We start from the raw sequence: 16,631 nt of genomic DNA on the forward strand, positions 1-16,631 counted from the left end.
GGGCATGATCCTCCGTGCGCAGAGTAATCATCGGGAGGGTGGGCGACCAGTCATGCCGGGTTAATGTTTTGTCGCCCCACGTCAGTGATTCTCTTACGGCACGGTCGGGTAGGCCAGTATTAATCTCCTTCCGCCGCTGCTGTCGTGTGTGCCCTCTTTGATGCCCGCGCACACGGCGTCTAGCGTTCCGGATCGTGACACAGATTCATGACCTCAGCGCCACCCGTATGGCCGCCGCCGTCCGTGCCCGGGACGTGTCCCCGGTCGAGCTCGCCGACCATTACCTGGCCCGCATCGAACGTCTGAACGAGCAGGTGGGCGCCTACGTGACGGTCACCGCCGAGCGCGCCCGCGAGGAGGCGCGCCGCGCCGAGAAGGCGGTGCTGGAGGCCGGCGACCCGGCGGAGCTGCCGCCGCTGCACGGCGTCCCGGTGCCGATCAAGGACCTGAACATGGTGAACGGCGTCCGGATGACGTTCGGCTCGGCGGTCTACTCCGAGCTGACCGGGTTCGCCGACGACCACGTGGTGGCCAGGCTGGCGGCGGCGGGGACGGTGCTCCTCGGCAAGACCGCGACCCCCGAGTTCGGACTGCCCTGCTACACCGAGGGAGCCGTGTCGCCCCCGGCCCGCACGCCGTGGGACCCGTCCCGGTCGGCCGGCGGGTCGAGCGGCGGCGCGGCGGCGGCGGTCGCGTCCGGGCTGGCGCCGATCGCGCAGGGCAGCGACGGCGGCGGCTCGATCCGGATCCCGAGCAGCGTGTGCGGGCTGTTCGGGATCAAGCCGACCCGCGGCCGGGTCTCGCAGGGGCCGGTCATCCCCGACCTGTTCGGGCTCTCCACCAACGGGCCGATCGCGCGCACCGTCCGCGACGCCGCCCTCATGCTGGACGTCATGGCGGGCCACATGCCGGGCGACCTGTACCGGGCGCCGGAGGCGGACGGGCCGTTCCTCGCCCGCGCGGACCGCGCGCCGGGCCGGTTGCGGATCGCGCGGAGCCTCCAGCCGCCGGTGCCGGACGTCGAGGTCCACCCCGACTGCGTCGCCGCCTACGAGGACGCGTCGGCGCTCCTGGAGGAGCTGGGCCACGAGGTCGTGGAGCTGCCGCAGGTGCTCGGCTCCGACCTCGTCCCGCACTTCGCGACGCTGTGGGGGGTAATGGCGACGATGACGCCCGTCCCCGAGGGGGGCGAGGACAAGCTCCAGCCGTTGACCCGCTGGCTGCGCGGGTTCGGCGAGAGGACGACGGCGCCGCAGCTGTTCCAGGCCCACGCGGCGCTGCAGGGCGCGCTGCGCGCCGCGTTCCCGGTGATGGACGAGTTCGACGCGATCCTGCACCCCACCCTCGCCATGCCGCCCGTGCCGGTCGGGTACTTCCACGACCAGGACCCGGAGGAGAACTTCCGGCGGCAGACGCACTTCACCCCGTTCTGCGCCATGTACAACATCTCGGGGCAGCCCGCGGTGAACGTCCCGCTGCACTGGAACGGCGACGGCCTGCCCATCGGGGTCATGCTCGCCGGGCCGCTCGGCGCGGAGGGCACGCTGATCTCGCTGTCCGCGCAGCTGGAGGAGGCCCGCCCCTGGATCGGCCGCACGCCGCCGGTCTGGACGGCGTGACGCGACCCGCACCGGGCATGGTGCAGGCGTGGCTGACGACGAACTGATCAGACTGGCCGGGCACCACGGCGTCGCGACGCGCTACGAGGACTGGCGGGGACGGGAGACGGCGGTCTCGCGCGACACGCTCGCCGCCGTCCTCGCGGCGCTCGGGGTGGACGCCTCGACCCCCTCCTCCGTCCGGGCGGAGCTCGAACGGCACCGGGACCGGGCGCGGGAACTGCCGCCGGCCGTCGTCGTCCGCCGGGCCGGCGCCGGCACCGCGGGCCGGATCCGCGCGGCGCTCGGCGGGCACCTGGACGCCGGCGCCGAGGTGGAGATCGAGTCCGGCACGGACGAGGTCCTGGCGCCGCGCGCTCATGTGCCGCCCGCCGAGCGCTCCTTCGAGCCGCTGGACGGGCTCGCGGACGTCCCGCCCGGCTGGCGCGGCCTGCGCGTCCGGAACGGCACGCGGACGCGGTACACGCAGCTGCTGGTGGCGCCCGGCGCGCTGACGCCGCCGCCCAGGATGTGGGGGTTCACGGCGCAGCTGTACTCGGTGCGGTCCGCCGCGTCGTGGGGCCTCGGAGACCTGCGCGACCTGGCGGATCTCGCGGACTGGAGCGGGCGGGAGCTCGGCGCGGGCTTCGTGCTGGTCAACCCGCTGCACGCGACCGAGCCGGTCGCGCCGGTCGGGGCGTCGCCGTACTCGCCGATGAGCCGCCGCTTCCCCTCGCCGCTCTACCTGCGGATCGAGGACATGCCGGAGTACGCGGACCTGCCCGCCGCGGACCGGGAGCGTTTCGCGGCCCTCGCCGCCGGGCTGCGCGCCCGGGAGGGCCTGCTGGACAGGGACGCGGTGTGGGCCGCGAAGCTGGAGGCCCTGGAGGCGATGTACGGCCGGCGCCGGGACCGCGACCCGCGGTTCGAGGAGTTCCGGCGGAGGGAGGGCGCCGCGCTCGCGAGCTTCGCGACGTGGTGCGCCATCAGCGAGGAGCAGGGCACCACGGACTGGCGGCGCTGGCCGTCCGGGCTGCGGGGCGCCCACGACCACGGCGTGGTGGACGCGCCCCGGTACCACGCCCGCGCCGGCTTTCACGAGTGGCTCCAGTGGAGGCTGGACGGGCAGCTCGCGGCGGCGCAGCGCGCGGCCCGGGACGCGGGGATGCCCCTCGGGGTCATCCACGACCTGGCGGTCGGGGTGCCGCACGGCAGCGCCGACGCCTGGATGTACAGCGCCTCCTGCGCGGCCGGGATGAGCGTCGGGGCGCCCCCGGACGAGTTCAACCAGCGCGGGCAGGACTGGGGGCAGCAGCCGTGGCGGCCGGGCGCGCTCGCCCTCGACGGCTACCGGCCGTTCCGCGAGATGGCCGCCGCCGCGCTGCGGCACGCCGGGGGGATCCGCCTGGACCACGCCATGCAGGTGTCGCGGCTGTGGTGGGTGCCCGAGGGGGCGTCCCCCGCCGACGGCACCTACGTCCGCTACGACCGCGACGCCCTGCTCGGCTCGCTGTCCTGGGAGGCCGAGCGCTTCGGCGCCGTGGTCGTCGGGGAGGATCTCGGCACCGTCGAGCCGGAGGTCCGGGTGGCGCTGGCCGACAGCGGCGTCCTCGGCACGTCCCTGCTCTGGTTCGAGCGGGACGGGCGGGGCCGGCCCAAGCCGCCGGACCGGTGGCGGGAGCTGTCCCTGGCGACCGTCGGCACCCACGACATGCCGCCGATCACCGGGTTCGTGCACGGCGACCACATCGACCTGCGCGACCGCCTCGGGCTGCTGACCCGTCCCCGGGCCGAGGAGGAGGACGACCACCGCCGCCAGCTGGCCGACTGGCTCGCCGTGCTGCACGCCGAGGGACTGCTCTCCGCCGAGCCGGCCGAGGTCGTGCGGGCGCTGGCGGACGGCTCCGCCGCCCACGACGAGGAGATCGTCACCGCGCTGCAGGAGTTCCTGACCCGCACCCCGGCCCGGCTCATCGGCATCTCCCTGGCCGACGCCGTGGGCGAGCGCCGCACGCAGAACCAGCCGGGCACCGTCGACGAGTACCCGAACTGGCGCGTTCCGCTCGGGGACGCGGAGGGCCGCCCCGTCCTCCTGGAGGATCTCAGGGCCCGCGGCGCGCTCCGGCTCTTCAGGCGAGCGAGGACGTGATGCGCTCGGTGACGTCGCGCAGGAGCGTGTCGGGCCGCAGGTCGGTGGTGGCGATCGCCGAGAAGACGGCCGGCAGGCCCGGCAGGGGGTAGGAGTCGTCGTCCGCCAGCGCGGACTTGCCCAGCGGATGCCGGGACAGGGACCTGCGGGCGCGCGTCCAGGCCGCCTGGACCTCCTCGGGCGAGGGGACCCCGAACCCGTGGCCGACCGGCGCGGCGTGCCGCAGCTTCACCAGGGCGCCGTCGGAGAAGTCGGCGGCGAGCCTGCAGCGGTCGCTGAGGTCGGCGCGGACGAGGTCCTCGATGCGGGTCATGACCGTGCAGGGGGTGCGGCAGCGGGCGGCGCAGTCGCCGAGCGCGGCCGCGACCTGGCTGTGCTGGCGGTCGAGGTAGGCGCGCCAGCCGGACGGCGGCTCCTTGGCGACCCGCAGGGTGCGCTCGCAGGCGGAGCGCTCCGGCCGGGTGTGGTCGCACACGCGCGCCGTCCCCGGCTCGACGGGGACGCCGAAGCGGCTGCCCTCGCCGCCCACGGCGGCCCTGATCCGGGCCGGGTCGCCCGCGTGGCCGAGGACGGTCTCCCAGGCCAGCATCGGCAGGTACTCGCCGGCGATGTGGACGGCGGCGACGAGCGCGGCCATGTCGCGGCGGTGCCAGCGGATCGCGATGACCTCCAGCAGCAGCCGGTAGGCGGGGCGGAGGCTGGCGAGCGCCCCGCGGGGGTGCTCGCGCGCCGCCTGCGGCATGCGGCTGGCGCGGGCCCGGTCGAGGAGGTCCCGCGGGACCTCGCCGGCCGCCTCCGGCATGCCGAAGTCCTCGGCGTCCAGGTCCAGGACGCGCTGGCCGAACGCGCACAGCGCCGCGACCGGCGCGGCGCGGCCGTCCGCGGCCAGGGTGCCCTGGGTGATCAGCGCCTCCAGGTCGCCGAAGGCGTAGCGCCGCGCCAGCGCCGTCAGTACGTCCCGAGCCGTCTCCACCGCGTCCCCTCCCCGTGACCATGTAACGATCGCATGGTCACGGGGCCTTTGGGCCGGTTCGGCAGGACGGCCGCGGACGGATCAGGCGGAGGCGGCGTCCTTCGCCCGGGCGCGCAGGGCGCGGGCGACGCCGTCGCGGCCCTCCGACAGGAGCCGCCGCAGCGCCGCCGGCGGGTCGTTCTCCGCGATGTAGGCGTCGGTGCGGTCGACCGTGGACTGCTCGATCACCAGGAAGGGGTAGGCGACCTCGGCGAACGTCTGGGACATGTCGCTGGTCCACTCCTTCCACACGCGCCCGACCTCGGCGAAGTACGCGTCGAGGTAGGGGACGAGCAGCGTGGCCTGGTCCGGCTCGACGAAGCCGCCGAGCGTGGCCCGGTAGACGGCGTTCGGCAGGTCGCCGGCGACGATCCGCTCCCAGGCGGCCGCCTTGGCCTCGGGGGTCGGGATCGCGGCCTTGCAGGCGGCGGCGTGCCGCTCCCCGGCGGCGGTCCGGTCCCGCTCGTGCTCGGCGTCGATCTCGGCCTCGCCCGCCTTGCCGGTGGTGACGAGGCGGCGCAGCAGCGCCCAGCGCAGGTCGGTGTCGACGGTGAGGCCGTCCAGGACCTGCGAGCCGTCCAGCAGCCCCTGGACGAACGCCAGGTGCTCACCGGTGACGGCCGACGCGGTGAACGCCAGGGTGTAGGCGAGCTGGAGGTCCGAGCCGGGCTCGGCGTCGCGGGCCAGCTCCGACAGGGTGTCCGCCATCAGGGCGAGGCCCTCCTCGCGCCACGCCGGGTCGGCGTACTGCTGGACGGCGGTGCGCGCCTGCCGCAGCAGCGTCTGCGTGACCGAGATGTCGGTGACGCCGCGGATCCCCTTGACCACCAGCCGGACGTAGTCGCGCGTCGCCATCTCCGCGTCGCGGGTCATGTCCCACGCCGCCGACCAGCACAGTGCGCGCGGCAGGCTGTCCTTGACCTCGCCGATGTCCTCGACGAGCGTCTTCAGGGAGTGCTCGTCCAGGCGCACCTTGGCGTAGGTGAGGTCGTCGTCGTTGACCAGGACCAGGTCGGGCCGCTTCTCGCCGACGAGCTGCGGGACCTCGGTGCGGGCGCCGACCACGTCCAGCTCGACCCGCTCGCGCCGCACGAGCCCGTCGGCGGTCTTGTCGTACAGGCCGATGGCGAGGCGGTGCGCCCGCAGCGTCGGGTAGTCGGCCTTGGCCTCCTGGAGCACGGCGAACGAGGAGAAGTTTCCCTCGCCGTCGACCTCGTACTCGGGCCGCATCGTGTTGACCCCGGCGGTCTCCAGCCACTCCTTCGACCAGGACGCCAGGTCGCGGCCGGACGTCTCCTCCAGCGCGCCCAGCAGGTCGGTGAGGACGGTGTTGCCCCACGCGTGCCGGTCGAAGTAGCGCCGCACGCCTTCGAGGAAGTTGTCGAGGCCGACGTACGCCACGAGCTGCTTCAGCACGGACGCGCCCTTGGCGTAGGTGATCCCGTCGAAGTTCACCTCCACCGCGCGGATGTCGGAGATGTCGGCGGAGATCGGGTGCGTGGACGGCAGCTGGTCCTGCCGGTAGGCCCAGGCCTTCTCCAGGTTCGCGAACGTCGTCCACGAGCCCTTCCACTTGGTGGCCTCGGCCTGGCACAGGACGCTCATGTACGTGGCGAAGGACTCGTTCAGCCACAGGTCGTCCCACCAGCGCATGGTGACGAGGTCGCCGAACCACATGTGCGCCATCTCGTGCAGGATCGTCTCGGCGCGCCGCTCGTAGGCCGCGTCGGTCACCCTGGACCGGAAGACGTAGTCCTCCAGGAAGGTGACGCAGCCCGCGTTCTCCATGGCGCCCGCGTTGAACTCGGGCACGAAGAGCTGGTCGTACTTCGAGAACGGGTACGGGCGGCCGAAGACCTTCTCGAAGTAGCCGAACCCCTGGCGGGTCACGTCCACGATCGCGTCGGCGTCGAGGTGCTCGGCCAGCGAGGCGCGGCAGTACACGCCGAGCGGGATGACGGTGCCGTCCTCGCGGCGGTACTCGTCCCGGACGACGTGGTAGGGCCCGGCCACGAGCGCGGTGATGTAGGTGGAGATCTGCGGCGTCGGCAGGAAGTGCCACGTCCCGTCTCCGGCCGTCTCGGCGGCCTCGTTGGTGACGACCTCCCAGTTCTGCGGCGCCTTCACGGTCAGCTCGAAGGTGGCCTTCAGATCGGGCTGGTCGAAGCAGGTGAACATGCGGTGCGCGTCGGCCGTCTCGAACTGCGAGTACAGGTACACGCTGTCGTCGACGGGGTCGACGAACCGGTGCAGGCCCTCACCGGACCGGGAGTACGCGCAGTCGGCCACGACCCGCAGCTCGTTGTCGGCCGCGAGGCCGGGCAGCGGGATCCGGCCCTTCTCGGCGTCGTAGGACCCGGGGTCCAGGGCCTCGCCGTTCAGGGTCACCTCCCGCACGACGGCGCCGTGCAGGTCGATGAAGGTGGACGCGCCCGTCTCGGCGCTCCCGAACCTGACCACGGTGGTGGAGCCGAACCGCTCCTCGCCCGTCGTGAGGTCCAGGTCGACCGCGTACGACGCGACGCTGAGCAGCCGGGCCCGTTCCCGCGCCTCGTCGCGCGTGAGGTTGCCTGCCACATGAACTCCTTGGTCGGCTTAAAGGCTTGGTGCCCCCATGTCTACCAACCGGACGACCCGACGGCCCGTCCGCCACGGCCTTCGGGGACCTCTCGCCGACGGGAATCGGGACGGCCGCCCCCGGGTTGTCGCTGGGGACATGCGCAATCTCTAGGAGGCGACGTTGCCCGAGGACGTTCCCACACCCGTGGATTTCTGGTTCGACCCCCTGTGCCCCTGGGCGTGGATCACCTCCCGCTGGATCCTGGAAGTGCAGGAGCAGCGCCCGATCGACGTGCGCTGGCATGTGATGAGCCTGGCCGTCCTCAACGAGGACAAGGACATCCCCGAGGACTACCGGCGGATGCTCGCCGACGCATGGGGCCCCGTCCGCGTGTGCATCGCGGCCGAGCAGAAGTACGGCTCCGAAGTGCTCGGGCGGCTCTACACCGAGATGGGCACCCGCAGGCACCACGAGCGGCAGAAGTTCGGCCGCGCGTTCTTCGAGGAGTCGCTGACCGCGGCGGGCCTGGACCCGGCCCTCGCGGACGCCGCCGAGTCCACCGGCTACGACGAGGCCCTGCGCGCCTCCCACAAGGACGGGATCGACCGGGTCGGCCAGGAGGTCGGCACCCCCGTGATCGAGGTCGAGGGCCACGCGTTCTTCGGCCCCGTCATCACCCCCATCCCGCGCGGCGAGGACGCCGTCAAGCTCTTCGACGGCGTTCTGGCGGTCGCGAGCGTCCCCGGCTTCTTCGAGCTGAAGCGCACGAGGACGGCGGACCCGAGCTTCGACTGAGCGCGGAACGCGGCCGTCCTCGCGCCCTTGCCGGCGGGCCACACACCGGTTGCTATTGCAAGGATGTTGCAACTACGAGGTGTATGCCGACAAACTGGTCCTGCTGGCTGTAAAGAGGTAGGGGTGGTTGAGTCGTGCACGTACCGGACGGATTCATCGACGCGCCGGTCTCGCTCGCGGCGGGCGCCGTCGCGGTGGCCGGGGTCGGGGTCGCGCTGCGCGGCGCCCGGCGGGAACTCGACGACCGCACCGCGCCGCTCGCCGGGCTGACGGCCGCGTTCGTGTTCGCCGCGCAGATGCTCAACTTCCCGGTGGCGGCCGGGACGAGCGGGCACCTGCTCGGCGGGACGCTCGCCGCGATCCTCGTCGGGCCCTATACCGGCGTGCTGTGCGTGTCGGTGGTCCTGCTCATGCAGGCGCTGCTGTTCGCGGACGGGGGCCTGACCGCGCTGGGCGTCAACATCACCACGATGGCGCTGGTCACCGTGGTCGCCGGCTACGGGCTGTTCCGGCTGCTGCTGCGGGTGCTGCCCAAGACCCGCGCCGCCGTGTCGGGGGCGTCGTTCGCCGCGGCCGTCGTCTCGGTGCCCGCCGCGGCCGTGGCCTTCACGCTGATCTACGCGATCGGGGGGACGGCCGACGTCTCGATCGGCAAGGTCGCCGCCGCGATGATCGGCGTGCACGTGCTGATCGGCGTCGGCGAGGCGCTGATCACCGCCGTGACCGTGTCGAGCGTGCTCGCCGTCCGGCCCGACCTGGTGTACGGGGCGCGCGGGCTGATGAAACCGCTGGAGCTGCGCACGGGCGGGCGGAACGCCGCCGAACCGAAGCCGTCCCAGGCCTGAGGAGGACCACGATGACCACCAAGCGTTTCTTCGCCGGGTTCCTGCTCGTCTCCCTCCTCCTGGCCGGGATCGTCAGTTACTACGCCAGCGCGAACCCCGACGGCCTGGAGAAGGTCGCCGAGGACAAGGGCATCAGCGCCAAGGAGAAGGACCACTCGCTCAAGGACTCCCCGCTCGGCGACTACGGCGTCAAGGGCGTCGACGACGCGCGGCTGTCCGGGGGGCTGTCCGGCGTGATCGGCGTCGGCCTCGTCCTCCTCGTGGGCGGCGGGCTGTTCTGGACGGTCCGGCGGCGCGGCCCGGCCGCCGCGCAGGCCGCTCCGGAGCGGGACGAGACGGCGCCGTCCGAGCCGTCCCGGAAGGGCTGATGGGCGCGGGCCACGCGCACCGGCTCTACGTGCCGGGCGCCTCGCCGGTGCACCGGCTGCCGCCGCAGTGCAAGCTCGTCGCCGTCCTGGCGTTCGTTCTGCTGGTCGTCGCCACGCCGCGCGAGCGGATCTGGGCGTTCGGCGTGTACGCGCTGCTGCTCGCGGCCGTGACGGCGGCGGCCCGGGTCCCGTTCGGGACGGTCGCGCGGCGCATCGTCATCGAGGTGCCGTTCGTCGCGTTCGCCTTCCTCATGCCGTTCGTCGCGAACGGCGAGAAGATCACCGTGCTGGGGCTGCGGGTGAGCGAGAGCGGGCTGTGGGGTGCCTGGAACATCCTCGCCAAGGGAACCCTCGGCGTCGTCGCCTCGATCCTGCTCGCTGCCACGACCGAGCCGCGGCTGCTGCTGCTCGGCATCGAGCGGCTGCGGATGCCGCAGCTCATCACGCAGATCGCCACGTTCATGCTGCGGTACGCCGACGTCGTCGCCGCGGAGCTCGGCCGGATGAGGGTCGCGCGGGCGGCCCGCGGTTTCGAGGCCCGCGACATCCGCGCGACGGGGGTCCTCGCCAGGTCCGTGGGCGCGCTGTTCCTGCGCTCCTACGAGCGCGGCGAGCGGGTGCACCTGGCCATGGTGAGCCGCGGGTACGAGGGCCGCATGCCCGTCATCGACACCGTTGGCGCCACCGCCGCGCAGTGGACGGCCGCCGCCGCGCTGCCCTCGGCCGCCGCGCTCGTCGCGCTGGCTGCTTGGATTGCCCCATGACCCCGTCGCTCGAGGTGAAGGGCCTCGCCTACGCGTACCCCGATGGCACGCAGGCGCTGTACGGCGTCGACCTCACGGTCGGGCGCGGAGAGCGCGTCGCGCTGCTCGGGCCGAACGGCGCCGGGAAGACCACGCTCGTCCTCCACCTGAACGGCATCCTGCACGGCGGCCTGGGCGAGGTCAGGGTGGGCGGTCTCGCCGTCGGCCCGAAGGACAGGAAGGCGCTGCGGGAGATCCGACGCCGCGTCGGCATCGTCTTCCAGGACCCCGACGACCAGCTGTTCATGCCGACCGTCCGGGAGGACGTCGCGTTCGGCCCCGCCAACCTCGGCCTGCGCGGCGCCGAACTGGACCGCCGGGTGGCGGACGCGCTCGCCCGCGTCGGCATGGGGGACGCCGCCGACCGCCCGCCGCAGCACCTCAGCTTCGGCCAGCGCCGCCGCGTCGCCGTGGCCACCGTCCTGGCGATGGAGCCGGAGATCCTCGTGCTGGACGAGCCGTCCTCCAACCTGGACCCGGCCAGCCGCCGCGAGCTCGCCGAGATCCTGCTGAGCCTCGACGTGACGGTGCTGATGGTCACGCACGACCTGCCGTACGCGGCGGAGCTGTGCCCGCGGTCGGTGATCCTCTCCGGCGGCGTCATCGCCGCCGACCGTCCCACCCGCGACCTGCTCACCGACGCCGAGCTGCTCGCGGCGCACCGCCTGGAACTGCCCTTCGGGTTCGACCCGGCCGCGGCCCTGCGCTGACCGACCCGCCCGCCTGCCGCGCCGGATCGCCGGCACTTCGGCCGTTCCGCTTGCCTGCCCGGCCCCGCTCCGGAAGACTCGTTGCCTGACAGTGGTAACGGTTTTCATATCCAGAATGGGGGCATTCATGAAGGTTGCGTTCGTCGGCAAGGGCGGCAGCGGCAAGACCACCCTGTCGGCGCTGTTCGTCCGCCATCTGGCCGGACGCGGGCTGCCCGTGGTCGCCATCGACGCCGACATCAACCAGCACCTCGGCGTGGCGCTCGGGCTGGACGAGGGCCGCGCCGCCAAGATCCCCGCGCTGGGCGACCGGCTCACCGAGCTCAAGGAGCACCTGCGCGGCGCCAACCCGCGCATCTCCTCGGCGGCCGCGATGGTCAAGACCACCCCGCCCGGCTCCGGGTCGCGGCTGCTGCGGTTCCGCGGCGACGACCCCTTCCACGAGGCGGGCCAGGAGGTCGACGGCGTCACGCTGCTCGCCACCGGCCCGTTCAACGACGACGACCTCGGCGTGGCCTGCTACCACTCCAAGACCGGCGCGGTGGAGCTCTACCTCAACCACCTCGTGGACGGGTCCGGCGAGTACGTCGTCGTCGACATGACCGCCGGCGCCGACACGTTCGCCTCCGGGCTCTTCACGCGGTTCGACCTGATGTTCCTGGTCGCCGAGCCCACCCGCAAGGGCGTCGGCGTCTACCGGCAGTACACCGAGTACGCCCGCGACTACGACGTCGCCATCCGCGTCGTCGGCAACAAGGTGCAGTCCGAGGAGGACGTCGCCTACCTGCGCGAGCACGTCGGCGACGACCTGCTGACCTGGGTCGGCCAGTCCGCCGCCGTCCGGGCGCTGGAGCAGGGCCGCGACGGCGTCGAGCTGGAGGACCGCAACATCGCCGCCCTCGACGTCATGCGCGCCGAGGTGGACGGCCGCGTCAAGGACTGGGACGAGTTCCAGCGGCAGGCCGTGGAGTTCCACGTGAAGAACGCGCGGAGCTGGGCGAGCCGGGCCGCGGGGGAGGACCTCGAAGCGCAGGTCGACCCCGGGTTCCGCTTCCCCGTCCCCGCCGCCTAGCGCCTACTGCGGGTAGTCCGGGCCCTACCGGCGGAGACGGAACCGCACTACTCTGCCCGCCATGACGATGCGGCGGATGCTCGCGATGACGGGCGGCGCGGTGGCTCCCATGGCGCTCCTCGCGCTGCTCTTCGGCAACCAGTGGGTCGTCGACGAGATCAACAAGAGCCACATCAGGTACGACGAGGGCATCGGGCCCGTGGTGACGTGGCTGCTCACGCTCTCCTGGCGGATCACGCCGATGGGGAGCCTCGGCGCGAAGCAGGTGCTGCTGGACGACTTCAGCCTGCTCGTCTTCTTCGGCGTGCTGGTGGCGCTGGTGCTGGCGGGCGCCCGGCTGGCCGACCCGGAGCGCGGGCCGTTCGGCGCTTTGATCATCGGCTGGTGGGCGGCGGTCGTCGCGGGCGGCGTGTCCGGGATCGTGGCCGCGCCGCTCACCCGCTGGGCGTTCGAGTTCCAGGAGACGTCGTTCAGCGCGACCTTCAACGCCACGGTCGGCCAGGGCGCCTCCTTCGGCTTCGCGTTCGGCTGGCTCGCCGGGCTCGGCGCCCTGGCCGGGTTCTTCCTCGCCCGCACCCGTGAGTCCGGGCCCCGGCCGCGGCAGCCCTACGCCCCGGCCCAGCCCTACCCGCCCCAGCAGGGCATGCCGATGCAGCGGCAGCCGTATCCGCAGCAGATGCCGCCGCACCCCTCGGCCGTCCCGTACGTCCCGCCGCAGGGGCAGCCGCAGCAGCCCGCCTGGGGCGCCGCTCCCGTCCCGCAGCCTCAGCAGCCGGGGCAGTTCGGCGTGCCGCCGGTGCCCCCGCAGCCGTCCGCGCCGCCGCAGGAGCAGGCGACCCCCGAGGCACCGGAACCGCCGGAAGCGCCCGAGGAGCCCGAGGAGCCGGAGGGGCGGGAAGAGGAGAGCCCGGAAGAGGAGAGCCCGGAAGAGCCGCCGGAGAAGCCGGAGGAGCCGGAGGAGCCGAAGGACGCCCCTGCCGGCGGCCCGCAGGACGCGCCGGAGGACGACGACCTCGATCTGGCCGACCGGACGATCATCGACCGCAAGCGGGACGACGACGGCTGACCCCCGCGCGCGGGCACGGCGCGGGCCTGCGACAATCGGGCGCATGCGCGTGTTTCTTGGATCCGACCATGCCGGTTTCGAACTGAAGGAGCACCTGGTCTCCTGGCTGAAGGCGAACGGGCACGAGGCCGTCGACTGCGGCGCGTTCGTGTACGACGCCGTCGACGACTACCCCCCGTTCGTCCTGCGGGCGGCCGAGCGGACGGCGGCGGAGCCGGGAACGCTCGGCGTCGTGATCGGCGGCTCCGGCAACGGCGAGGCGATCGCGGCGAACAAGGTGAAGGGCGTACGGGCCGCGCTGGTCTGGAACGACGAGACCGCCGTGCTCGCCCGCGAGCACAACGACGCGAACGTGATCGCGCTCGGGGCGCGCCAGCACGACCTGGACACCGCGACCCGCTTCGTGGAGCTGTTCCTCGCGACGGCCTACTCCAAGGAGCCGCGCCACACCCGGCGGATCAGGATGCTCGGCGCCTACGAGCACACCGGCGAGCTGCCCCCGCTGCCGCGCGAGGGCTGATCCTGGCTGTGTTTCACAGTCCTGGCCCACTTCGCTCGCCTGGCGGCTCGCTACGTGACCTGGCCTGGGCGAACGCGGCATCGCTTCGCGATCTGCCCGGTTCCGCTCGCCTCCGGCTTCGCGGCACCGGGCAGGTCACGCGTTCGCGCGCGTGGCCGAGGCCACTTCGAGTCAGGCTGTGAGTCCCTAAAGCCCGTTCTCGGGGGGCCGGCGGGCGCCGCGCTTGTCGAGGCGGCGCCGCTCGTTCTTCTCGGCCTTGGTCCGCCTGCCGGTGTCGCCGGGCCTGTTCGGGGCCGATCCGGAGGCGGCCGCGGGTCCGGCGCCGGCGGGCGGCTCCCCGCCCCCGGCGGGCGAGCGCGAGACGTCGCGGGCCCGCATCGCCGCGTCCACCGTGATCCGCATGCCCGGCTGAACCATGGGCCGCTCCCTCCGAGATAGTCGCAAGGCCACATTTACCCTGATTTCACGTAGCACGAGCGTTACGATGCGTCACTGGTGCCCTCGGATACTGACCGACCGGGCGCATTGCTCGATACAGTGCCGGAGTCATGCTTCAACGTCTGGTGCAGCTGCTCCCGCCGCGCGTGCGTGCCGTGCTGCGCAGGATCCCGTTCCTGGTCGTGCTCTACCGGTGGCTCAGGCGGGGCACGCTGACCAGGGACAGGTACGTCTTCGCGGCGCTGGCGATCCTCGCGGTCGCCATCGGCATCGCCACGTCCGGCGACTCGCGCGGGCTGGCCCCCTCCGGGGCGCTGGTGCTGATCGTGGTGGTCGGCGGGCTGCTGCTGAAGGTGCGGAGCCTGGCCGCCCTCCTGGCCGTGGTGGCCGCGATGGCCGCCTACAACGTCTGGAAGGACGTCGCGGCGTTCGGCCTCGGCATGATCGCCACGCTGAGCATCACCGCGGTGCTCGCGATCACCCTGGCCCGGACCCGCCAGCAGCTCGGCGTGCAGGGCCTGCGCGGCGACTCGATGCTGCTGGAACTGCGCGACCGGCTCCGGCGGCACGGCGAGATGCCCGAGCTGCCGGACGGCTGGAGCTCGCAGGTCGTGATGCTCCAGGCGGGGGGCTCCTCGTTCGGCGGCGACTTCGTGGTGTCGGCCTCCGACGGCGACAAGCTGGAGGTCGCGCTGGTCGACGTGTCCGGGAAGGGCACCGACGCCGGAACGCGGGCGCTGATGCTGTCGGGCGCCTTCGGGGGGCTGCTTGGATCGGTCCAGCCCGAGGCCTTCCTGCCCGCCTGCAACGTCTACCTGCAGCGCCAGCGCTGGGACGAGGGCTTCGTGACGGCCGTCCACGTCGTGGTCGACCTGCGCACGGGGGAGTACACCGTCGAGTCGGCGGGGCACCCGCCCGCCGTCCAGTTCGACGCGGGCAGCGGCGCCTGGCGGGTCAGCTCCGCCAAGGGCGTGGTGCTGGGCGTGGTGCCCGATCTGAACTGCGTGCCCGAGCGGGGGCAGCTCCGGCCGGGCGACGCGCTGCTCCTGTACACCGACGGCCTGGTGGAGTCGCCGGGCAGCGACCTCGACGCCGGCATCGACCGGCTGCTCGGTGAGGCGGAGCGGCTGGTCCCGCAGGGGTTCGGCAGGGGCGCGCGGGAGCTGGTGGAGACGATGGCCGCCTCGCGCGACGACGACTGCGCCCTCGTCCTGGTCTGGCGCACCTGACGGGCGCGGCCCAGAGGGCCGGGCTCAGTGCCTGGACTTGGCCTTTCCCTTGGCCTTGCCGTGCTTCGCCGCGTGCTTCGGCTTCGACTTCGGCTTCTTCTTCTCCTGGGGCTTCTGCTTCGGCTTCTGCTTGTGGGTCTTCACCAGGGGCCGCCGGGAGGTTCCGGCCCTGACGGCGTTGGCCTTCTTGGCGGGGGCGGCGGAGACCGCCGGCGCGGACGGCGCCGGCGCGCCGGGCGAGGCGGGAGGCGCGGCCTTGGCCCCGGTGATCCCGAGGATGATGGCCCCGAACAGCAGGGTGCCCGCCGCGGCGCCCGCGCCCGCCAGCAGCCGAGTGCGGGTGGACGTCGTGGCGTCCGCCACGCCGAGCGGCGTGAACGCCCTGGTGTCGGTGTCCTCGGCGCTGGACTCGCGGGTCCGGAACGGCGTCGAGGGCCCCGGGACGGGGCGTCGCCGCCGGGAGCGCGGCGGGAGGGAGCGCCGGGCCGCGGCCCGCGACGGCGTGTCCTCCGGCGGAGCGGGGCGGGGTGCGAGGCGGCCCGCGGCGTGCGGCTGCGGCTGCTCGACGAGGGCGAGCAGCAGGTCGGTCGCGGTGGGCCGGTCCGCCGGGTCCTGCGCCAGCGCCCACCGGACGAGCGGGACCAGCGAGTCCGGCAGGCCGGACAGGTCGGCGTCCCCGGCCGCGGTGCGCAGCGTCGCGGGGTCGCCGCCGATCGGCATCTGCCCCGTCCCGGCGTGGGCGATGAGGCAGCCCCAGGAGAAGATGTCGGCCGCCTGGGACGACGGGCCCCCGACGAGCACCTCCGGGGCGATCCACCCGGGGGTGCCGAACACCTGGCCGGTCGTCGCGGCCTCGTCCGGCTCGTCCTGGCTGCCCGCGATGCCGAAGTCGATGACGCGGCACCCGGACAGGGTGAGCATCACGTTGGCGGGCTTGAGGTCGCGGTGCACGAGGCCCGCCGCGTGGATCGCGGCGAGCGCCGAGGCGACGCCCACGGCGACGCCGTGCAGGTCGGCGGGCGGCAGCGGGCCGCCGGCGGTGAGCCGGTCGTGCAGGGACACGCCCCCGACGTAGTCGGTGACGAGGTAGGGGAGGCCGTCCTGCTCGCCGTGCGCGAGGACCCGCGCGGTGCAGAACGATGCGACCCGGCTCGCGAGGTGCGCCTCGTCGCGGAAGCGCCGCCGGTACGAGGGGTCGCCGGCAAGGTGCGGATGGATCGTCTTCACCGCGACGCGCCCGCCCGACACGGGGTCGGCTCCCAGGAAGACCGTGCCCATGCCGCCGGATCCGAGCCTGCCCAGCAGCCGGTGGCCGCCGACCTCGCGGGGATCGGCGGGTTCGAGTGGCCTGAAGTCAGTATCCATGCGGTGCCTCAGCACCCCCCTTCCGTCTCTCCCGCCCACCCATCCCCTTTCGGCGGCGAATTATGGCGGGTTTTTCCGAAGAAGGGCGGAAACGTGATCGT

The 16,631-nt window shown here is 73.5% G+C and carries 15 protein-coding genes; 11 read left to right on the forward strand and 4 right to left on the reverse strand.

Annotation, left to right across the window (positions count from 1 at the left end; genetic code table 11):
• The first annotated feature begins 194 nt into the window (after nt 1–194).
• Both BJY14_RS31460 and malQ read left to right on the forward strand, forming a co-directional pair.
• Nucleotides 195–1,619 (forward strand): amidase, encoded by a 1,425-nt coding sequence (locus BJY14_RS31460; protein WP_179846926.1) that lies wholly within the window; start codon nt 195–197, stop codon nt 1,617–1,619.
• A 28-nt stretch (nt 1,620–1,647) separates the two neighbouring features.
• Nucleotides 1,648–3,747 (forward strand): 4-alpha-glucanotransferase, encoded by a 2,100-nt coding sequence (malQ, locus tag BJY14_RS31465; RefSeq protein ID WP_179846927.1) that lies wholly within the window; start codon nt 1,648–1,650, stop codon nt 3,745–3,747.
• Here the strand turns inward: malQ and BJY14_RS31470 are convergent.
• Both BJY14_RS31470 and pepN read right to left on the reverse strand, forming a co-directional pair.
• Nucleotides 3,728–4,720 (reverse strand): hypothetical protein, encoded by a 993-nt coding sequence (locus BJY14_RS31470; RefSeq protein ID WP_179846928.1) that lies wholly within the window; start codon nt 4,718–4,720, stop codon nt 3,728–3,730. The genes malQ and BJY14_RS31470 overlap by 20 nt on opposite strands.
• 81 nt (nt 4,721–4,801) lie before the next feature.
• Nucleotides 4,802–7,336 (reverse strand): aminopeptidase N, encoded by a 2,535-nt coding sequence (pepN, locus tag BJY14_RS31475; RefSeq protein WP_179846929.1) that lies wholly within the window; start codon nt 7,334–7,336, stop codon nt 4,802–4,804.
• A gap of 163 nt (nt 7,337–7,499) precedes the next feature.
• Here pepN and BJY14_RS31480 point away from each other — a divergent pair, with 163 nt between their 5' ends.
• The 8 genes from BJY14_RS31480 to BJY14_RS31510 all read left to right on the forward strand — a co-directional run bounded on the left by BJY14_RS31480 (nt 7,500) and on the right by BJY14_RS31510 (nt 13,498).
• Nucleotides 7,500–8,114 carry a mycothiol-dependent nitroreductase Rv2466c family protein gene (locus tag BJY14_RS31480; protein WP_179846930.1) on the forward strand — a complete coding sequence of 205 codons (615 nt, stop codon included), beginning with the start codon at nt 7,500–7,502 and terminating at the stop codon, nt 8,112–8,114.
• Nucleotides 8,115–8,248: 134 nt separating this feature from the next.
• On the forward strand, nt 8,249–8,959 hold the full coding sequence (locus tag BJY14_RS44605) for an energy-coupling factor ABC transporter permease (protein WP_258944450.1): 711 nt from the start codon (nt 8,249–8,251) through the stop codon (nt 8,957–8,959).
• A gap of 11 nt (nt 8,960–8,970) precedes the next feature.
• Complete coding sequence (locus BJY14_RS44610; protein WP_218905673.1) at nt 8,971–9,327, forward strand: PDGLE domain-containing protein; 357 nt, start codon at nt 8,971–8,973, stop codon at nt 9,325–9,327.
• Nucleotides 9,327–10,091: a cobalt ECF transporter T component CbiQ gene (gene cbiQ, locus BJY14_RS31490; protein WP_179846931.1), complete on the forward strand. Its 765-nt coding sequence runs from the start codon at nt 9,327–9,329 to the stop codon at nt 10,089–10,091. Before BJY14_RS44610 ends, cbiQ begins: the two co-directional genes overlap by 1 nt.
• On the forward strand, nt 10,088–10,840 hold the full coding sequence (locus tag BJY14_RS31495) for an energy-coupling factor ABC transporter ATP-binding protein (protein ID WP_179846932.1): 753 nt from the start codon (nt 10,088–10,090) through the stop codon (nt 10,838–10,840). Before cbiQ ends, BJY14_RS31495 begins: the two co-directional genes overlap by 4 nt.
• 127 nt (nt 10,841–10,967) lie before the next feature.
• Nucleotides 10,968–11,912 (forward strand): ATP-binding protein, encoded by a 945-nt coding sequence (locus tag BJY14_RS31500; protein WP_179846933.1) that lies wholly within the window; start codon nt 10,968–10,970, stop codon nt 11,910–11,912.
• 61 nt (nt 11,913–11,973) lie between these two features.
• Nucleotides 11,974–12,978, forward strand: coding sequence for a glycosyltransferase family protein (locus tag BJY14_RS31505; RefSeq protein WP_179846934.1), 1,005 nt, complete (start codon nt 11,974–11,976; stop codon nt 12,976–12,978).
• Nucleotides 12,979–13,021: 43 nt separating this feature from the next.
• Nucleotides 13,022–13,498: a ribose-5-phosphate isomerase gene (locus tag BJY14_RS31510; protein ID WP_179846935.1), complete on the forward strand. Its 477-nt coding sequence runs from the start codon at nt 13,022–13,024 to the stop codon at nt 13,496–13,498.
• A gap of 186 nt (nt 13,499–13,684) precedes the next feature.
• On the opposite strand, the gene BJY14_RS31515 is transcribed toward BJY14_RS31510, so the two are convergent.
• Nucleotides 13,685–13,915, reverse strand: coding sequence for a hypothetical protein (locus tag BJY14_RS31515; RefSeq protein ID WP_179846936.1), 231 nt, complete (start codon nt 13,913–13,915; stop codon nt 13,685–13,687).
• 131 nt (nt 13,916–14,046) lie between these two features.
• Here BJY14_RS31515 and BJY14_RS31520 point away from each other — a divergent pair, with 131 nt between their 5' ends.
• Nucleotides 14,047–15,165, forward strand: coding sequence for a PP2C family protein-serine/threonine phosphatase (locus BJY14_RS31520; RefSeq protein WP_179846937.1), 1,119 nt, complete (start codon nt 14,047–14,049; stop codon nt 15,163–15,165).
• Between the two features lie 24 nt (nt 15,166–15,189).
• Here the strand turns inward: BJY14_RS31520 and BJY14_RS31525 are convergent, their stop codons facing one another.
• A complete protein-coding gene (locus tag BJY14_RS31525; RefSeq protein ID WP_179846938.1) occupies nt 15,190–16,530 on the reverse strand; it encodes a serine/threonine-protein kinase in 1,341 nt (446 codons plus the stop codon).
• Nucleotides 16,531–16,631: the final 101 nt, after the last annotated feature.

The organism is Actinomadura luteofluorescens (genome assembly GCF_013409365.1).
Lineage (GTDB): Bacteria > Actinomycetota > Actinomycetes > Streptosporangiales > Streptosporangiaceae > Spirillospora > Spirillospora luteofluorescens.

Excerpts from the sequence above, each read along its gene's own strand:
- BJY14_RS44610 (WP_218905673.1), top strand. The coding sequence starts at position 8,971 with ATGACCACCAAGCGTTTCTTCGCCGGGTTCCTGCTCGTCTCCCTCCTC.
- cbiQ (WP_179846931.1), top strand. The coding sequence starts at position 9,327 with ATGGGCGCGGGCCACGCGCACCGGCTCTACGTGCCGGGCGCCTCGCCG.
- BJY14_RS31495 (WP_179846932.1), top strand. The coding sequence starts at position 10,088 with ATGACCCCGTCGCTCGAGGTGAAGGGCCTCGCCTACGCGTACCCCGAT.
- BJY14_RS31500 (WP_179846933.1), top strand. The coding sequence starts at position 10,968 with ATGAAGGTTGCGTTCGTCGGCAAGGGCGGCAGCGGCAAGACCACCCTG.
- BJY14_RS31505 (WP_179846934.1), top strand. The coding sequence starts at position 11,974 with ATGACGATGCGGCGGATGCTCGCGATGACGGGCGGCGCGGTGGCTCCC.
- BJY14_RS31510 (WP_179846935.1), top strand. The coding sequence starts at position 13,022 with ATGCGCGTGTTTCTTGGATCCGACCATGCCGGTTTCGAACTGAAGGAG.
- BJY14_RS31515 (WP_179846936.1), bottom strand. The coding sequence starts at position 13,915 with ATGGTTCAGCCGGGCATGCGGATCACGGTGGACGCGGCGATGCGGGCC.
- BJY14_RS31520 (WP_179846937.1), top strand. The coding sequence starts at position 14,047 with ATGCTTCAACGTCTGGTGCAGCTGCTCCCGCCGCGCGTGCGTGCCGTG.
- BJY14_RS31525 (WP_179846938.1), bottom strand. The coding sequence starts at position 16,530 with ATGGATACTGACTTCAGGCCACTCGAACCCGCCGATCCCCGCGAGGTC.